The sequence below is a fragment of the Clostridium sp. MCC328 genome (assembly GCF_018785465.1).
Classification (GTDB): domain Bacteria; phylum Bacillota; class Clostridia; order Lachnospirales; family Lachnospiraceae; genus Pilosibacter; species Pilosibacter fragilis.
On record NZ_WQPW01000121.1, the window covers coordinates 103,066 to 108,398 of the forward strand.

Sequence of the window (5,333 nt, forward strand, 5' to 3'; positions counted from 1 at the left end):
TCCCCTTACATTTTCAATACTTTTACTTTCTAAATCTTCTCCTCTCCGCTATTCAGCGATTTTATTTCACACTTTTTTCACATAATTATTCTCTAATTGCAGATTATACAATACGATGACTTTCAGTTTTCACCGCCGTCAAAATCGCCCCATTTTTCGGCAAAAAAAGAGAAATATCCTCTCCCGAAGACATTTCTCCTACATTCCAATCCCTCTATATTCTCTTGTTTCTTCCCCTTCCTACACCTCCCCAATCCTCTTCTCCATCTCCCCCAGCATATCCTCCGCGGCCATCCATTCGCCCATCTCCATCATTCCCATGACGACCATCATCTGGTTGTTAAAATCGTGTTCGAGTTTTCTCTGATCGGTCTCGAAATCTTCCATGAGTTTTAAGTGACTTTTTTCGATCTCAAACTGGTCATTCAGCGCTTTTAACAGTTTCTCATTTTCCTGACGTCTTTCTGTCTCCTGAGCGATGAGCGGAAGGAACATGTAGATCATAATGATCAGGATAAAAAGGAACTGCTGACCAATGGAGACCGCATACTGTTTTTTCGTAATATAATCCATGTAGGGATACATTCCAGCGAGAACGCTGACTGCGATCAGCGCTGTGACTATCTGGCTTTTTTCGCGGAACAGAGATCGTCTCCACTTTATGAGGAAAACCAGTCCCATGAGGATCAGACTTAAAAGTATGGTCTCGCATGTCATGGCACGTACATAATCGTAGACCCCCCAAAATGAGCCTGTGACCAGCCAGCCATTATTTACAAATATTGCATTGCAGATAAGCTCCGCAACCGTCGTACATCCGATCGCGATTACCACCATCAATATGATTCTTTTCAGGGAATCGCCAAAGCACAGAAAGATGCCACTCAGATAGATCCCCATCAGTACCCAGCTCGTCATTCCGATCACTTCCTGATCACTCAGCGAATTCATATATTCTTTCGCGCTGCATGAAAGAATATTGAAAATGATCTGCAGGATCAGCACCTTTGTAATTGTCCCCCGCCATTTCAGTGTCTGCATCAGAAAAAAGGTCGTGGGCATCAGGCCAAGTGCGCAAATCAGTATGCGCAAAACCGCATCCGTGTTCATGCCGTTCTCCCCCTCTCCTCTTCCGCACCGGTTCCCGCCGCGTCCAGGATCACCGTGCTCTTATATATCTTTTTCTCCCTGTCGATCTTCACATTGCAGTTTCCGCCATACATCTTTGCGATCTCACGAAGGATCCTGCTGCCATATCCGCGCTCGCCGCCTTTTTCCATTCCGAGATACTTCTCAGCAAACGGATTTTCCACTGCAATCACGAGATAGTCTGCCTTCACCTGGATATCGGCCCGGATCCATCTCGCACTTTCCGGAAGATATTCCACCGCCTCCATGGCATTGTTCATGAGATTCGAAAGAATGCTGCACTGGTGGATCCTTGAAATTCCCGGAAGCCCCCCCACGTGCGCATCGACGGATAACCGGATCTTCACCTTTTGGCATCTGATCTCGTACTCCTCAAGAAGTACATTTAGGATCATATTGGAACAGTACTGGCCTGTCCGGTTCTTCTCGATCTCCTTCTGAAGCTTTGCCGCCGCAGATCCCCGGTCTTCTGTGTGAAGATCGTTTTCAGCCTCTTTCACGATCCGCAGAAGATCTTCCCGCCTCTTGTTCAGGCGCTCCGCCTGCACTTCGGCGCTCTCCTCTTCCATTTTCTTTCTGTTCAGTTCATGTTTCAGCCGCTCTTTTTTCTGATCCAGCACCTTATTTTTACTGTTCCGGTAACTGTTTATAACCAGCACTGCTTCCGTAAAAAAGCTGATGGCGACCACCGGAATACCTATCTGATTCCAGGCTGACGGGATGCCCTGAAAGAGCATATGGTTCATTATAAGAAGCGTAAACTGGCAGATTGTAAACAATATAAGAACGATCATGATACCGCGTCCTCCAGATACTGAAAATACCTCGTCCGCGCTTCCATGTACCGCTTTTTGCTGATGGGAATCTCCTCCCCGTTTTCCAGTTTAAACCGGTCATGCTCCACCCGCCGGATATACTTCATATTTACAAGAAAGCTCTGGTGACACCGTACAAAGGTTTCACCCATCCGCTCCTCCATATCTGAAATCTTATCATGGCACACCTGCACATTTTCGTATGTATGAATCATGGTCCGGTGAGCGCTGCTCTCCAGATACCAGATCTCATTGAGATAAAAGATCTGCTGCTGGTTCCGGCACATGATCGTCACCCGCTTTTCATCTTCTTGGGCCCGTCGTTCTTTTGCGATCTTAAGAAGCTTTTCAAGGATATCCGCGTTCACCGGCTTCGTGAGATATCCCACGAGATTGACCGGCTTCAGGAAAATATGCTGGGAATATCTCGTCGTATATCCGGTCAGGTAAATGATCTGCAGCTCCGGGAATTTCTGATTCAACTCATAGGCATAATCGATTCCCTCCTGCCGCTCTTCCGTCTCCGGAATTTTTGTATTATATTCATGGCAGATATCCATGATCAGGACATCCGGTCGTTTTCCATCTTCAAATTCATCCCTCATATGCCGGATATCCTGGTAAGTTTCGACACGCTCCACCTCCGGAATCTCTCTCAGCATATTTTCGACGACATCCAGCACTTCCGGCTGGTCATCGCATACCGCAATGTTCATTTCCATGTTCCCCCATGTATTTCATTTCTCTCGTTTTAGAGAGCTTTTATCGATAAGATTCTTTTCGATCAGCCCAGCAATTATAGGCCTCTCTCCCTTAATATTTTTGCTCCGTTTATTCTGTTTTTTCTTTTTTTACCAGTCAATCATAACATACTTTCCTTTTCGCTTCAAGTTCGCAGGTTTCCCCATAAAATCCCGCAAAATCCCCCATTCTCCCGTCCTTTCCACATTGACATCCCCTCTCAGTATGCGATATAATTCTTATTAACTATCTTCAAAGATTTTAAAGGGCAAAATCATCATTTTTTTTGCCCCCAGACATCTTTTAAACGCTTACTTGAGGGGGTATTTTAAGTTATTATGAATGGTGCAGAAGCTATGGTCAAATGCCTCGAGGAGGAGGGCGTAACCAGGATCTTCGGATATCCGGGCGTTGCGATCTCCCCGTTTTATGAGGCCTTATATAATGCCGGAACCATCGAGCATGTCCTTGTCCGTCAAGAGCAGGCGGCCGGACACGCCGCAAGCGGCTATGCCCGCATCTCCAGAAAGGCCGCCGTCTGCGTCACATCTTCCGGTCCTGGTGCGACAAATCTGATCACGGCGCTGGCAACGGCCTACGCCGACAGTATTCCGCTTATCGCGATCACCGGACAGGTCAATTCCAATCTCCTTGGACGTGACGTATTCCAGGAAGCCGATATGCGTGGTTCCACCGAGTCCTTCGTAAAATACAGCTATCTTGTAAAGAGCGCTGACGATATTCCGCGTATCTTTAAGGAAGCTTTCTATATTGCTTCCACCGGAAGAAAGGGACCGGTCCTCATCGACATCCCCTGTGACGTCCAGATCGACCTCTTAAAGAAGTCCTTCGACTACACGTCCGAGGTCAATATCCGCGGATACAAGCCAAGTACAAAGGGAAATAACCCACAGATGCATAAAGTGGTCGCTGCGATCAATAAAGCGAAAAAGCCTCTGATCTGTGCCGGCGGCGGTGTTATCCTCGGAAACGGCGAGGAGTGTGTCCGCCAGTTCTGTGAGAAGAACAATATCCCGCTTGTAACAACGATGATGGGCATCGGCGTTATGCCGAAAAACCACCCGCTGTACTTCGGAATGCTGGGAAATAACGGAAAACCCTATGCAAACCGTGCAGTGGCAAACAGTGACCTTCTGATCATTGCCGGTGCGCGGATCGCCGACCGTGCCGTTCCTAAACCGGAAAATCTGGAACAGCAGGTCAATATCATCCACATCGATATCGATACCGCCGAGATCGGTAAAAATCTCGGACCTACGATCCCGCTTGTCGGTGATATCAAGAGCATCTTCGATCGTCTGCTGCAGGAGAATATTTCCATCGATACCTCAAACTGGATCGAGACACTTCAGGATATCAAAAAAAGTACGGTAGACCATCGTGTCTTCAGTGATAAGCTCGTAAATCCGATGCTTTTAGTCCAGCACCTCTCTGAGAAGATGGACGATGACGCGATCTATGTTGCAGATGTCGGACAGAACCAGCTCTGGTCTGCCGACAACTATGTGATGAAGAACGGCCGTTTCCTTACAAGCGGCGGTATGGGAACCATGGGCTACTCAATCCCGGCCGGAATCGGAGCGAAGATGTGTACGCCGGACAAACAGGTCGTCGTTGTCTGCGGTGACGGTTCCTTCCAGATGTCCATGTACGAGCTTGGAACCATCGCGGTAAACAAGGTCCCGATAAAGATCCTCGTCATGAGAAACCACTATCTCGGTCTCGTCCGTGAGCATCAGGAAAAGACTTACGAGGAACACTATTTCGGTGTTCAGCTCTATGATTATCCGAAATATGCGGAGATCGCCGCTGCCTACGATATGGACTATTTCCACTGCGACAGCAACGAAACTCTCGACGCAGAGCTCGACCGTTTCCTCGCCTGCGACAAGGCCTGCATCATGGTCTGCGAAGTCGACAGCCACAACAACACAAAATAAGGAGAACGCAAGATGAAAGGTATTTTTTCTGTACTTGTAGAAAATAAAGACGGTGTTCTCTCCCAGATATCCGGTCTTTTCGCGAGAAGAGGCTTCAACATCGACAGTCTGGCCGTGGGCGAGACGGAGCGCCATGACATTTCCAGCATGACCATCGTCTCCACCGGCGACCAGCGCACTGTCGATCAGATTGAGAAACACTTAAACAAGAAACTGGACGTGATCAAAGTCCGCCGCCTCGAGGAGACCCGCAGCGTCCTCTTGGAGATGATGCTCATCAAAGTCTCCTACTCCGCGACAAACCGCAGCTCATTGATCGAACTCTGCAGCGTCATGGACGCCAAGATCGTCCATGTCTCCCCAAAGAGCATGGTCATCGAGTTCCATGCAGCTCCTGATGTGATCACAGATTTTATTGAACTTGTGAGAAGCTTTGGTATTCTGGAGCTTCAGCGGACGGGTACGATCTGTATGTCGAAAGACTGAGTATCAAAGACCTGAAATTGTTTGCCGTATATTTTTCGTCAAACATCTCCGGTCTTTTCTCAATCGAATCAAGTATCACAATAAACTTTGTTTATACTAAATTAACCTATTGTGCTATTTCAAATAAAACGTTTAAAAACTTGTAAAAACCGCAAAGAATCCCTGTTTTTTTGATAAACAA

General features: G+C 47.4%; 5 protein-coding genes. 2 read left to right on the plus strand and 3 right to left on the minus strand.

Annotated elements, in window-relative coordinates; genetic code table 11:
• Positions 1-240 precede the first annotated feature (240 nt).
• From GPK83_RS15190 to GPK83_RS15200, 3 genes are read right to left on the minus strand one after another with little or no spacing between them, the layout of a single operon-like run.
• Positions 241-1,110: a hypothetical protein gene (locus GPK83_RS15190; protein ID WP_117552992.1), complete on the minus strand. Its 870-nt coding sequence runs from the start codon at positions 1,108-1,110 to the stop codon at positions 241-243.
• Complete coding sequence (locus GPK83_RS15195; protein ID WP_117512880.1) at positions 1,107-1,943, minus strand: GHKL domain-containing protein; 837 nt, start codon at positions 1,941-1,943, stop codon at positions 1,107-1,109. Before GPK83_RS15195 ends, GPK83_RS15190 begins: the two co-directional genes overlap by 4 nt.
• On the minus strand, positions 1,940-2,686 hold the full coding sequence (locus GPK83_RS15200; protein ID WP_117552993.1) for a LytTR family DNA-binding domain-containing protein: 747 nt from the start codon (positions 2,684-2,686) through the stop codon (positions 1,940-1,942). The genes GPK83_RS15195 and GPK83_RS15200 overlap by 4 nt, the downstream gene beginning before the upstream one ends.
• A gap of 357 nt (positions 2,687-3,043) precedes the next feature.
• Between GPK83_RS15200 and ilvB the strand changes: the two genes are divergently transcribed.
• Together ilvB and ilvN are read left to right on the plus strand one after the other, a co-directional pair.
• Positions 3,044-4,666, plus strand: coding sequence for a biosynthetic-type acetolactate synthase large subunit (gene ilvB / locus GPK83_RS15205; protein WP_117552994.1), 1,623 nt, complete (start codon positions 3,044-3,046; stop codon positions 4,664-4,666).
• A gap of 12 nt (positions 4,667-4,678) precedes the next feature.
• Positions 4,679-5,152 carry an acetolactate synthase small subunit gene (gene ilvN, locus GPK83_RS15210; protein ID WP_117512886.1) on the plus strand — a complete coding sequence of 158 codons (474 nt, stop codon included), beginning with the start codon at positions 4,679-4,681 and terminating at the stop codon, positions 5,150-5,152.
• The last annotated feature ends 181 nt before the right edge of the window (positions 5,153-5,333 follow it).

Coding starts and splice junctions, on each gene's coding strand:
- ilvB (WP_117552994.1), top strand. CDS start 3,044: ATGAATGGTGCAGAAGCTATGGTCAAATGCCTCGAGGAGGAGGGCGTA.
- ilvN (WP_117512886.1), top strand. CDS start 4,679: ATGAAAGGTATTTTTTCTGTACTTGTAGAAAATAAAGACGGTGTTCTC.
- GPK83_RS15195 (WP_117512880.1), bottom strand. CDS start 1,943: ATGATCGTTCTTATATTGTTTACAATCTGCCAGTTTACGCTTCTTATA.
- GPK83_RS15190 (WP_117552992.1), bottom strand. CDS start 1,110: ATGAACACGGATGCGGTTTTGCGCATACTGATTTGCGCACTTGGCCTG.
- GPK83_RS15200 (WP_117552993.1), bottom strand. CDS start 2,686: ATGGAAATGAACATTGCGGTATGCGATGACCAGCCGGAAGTGCTGGAT.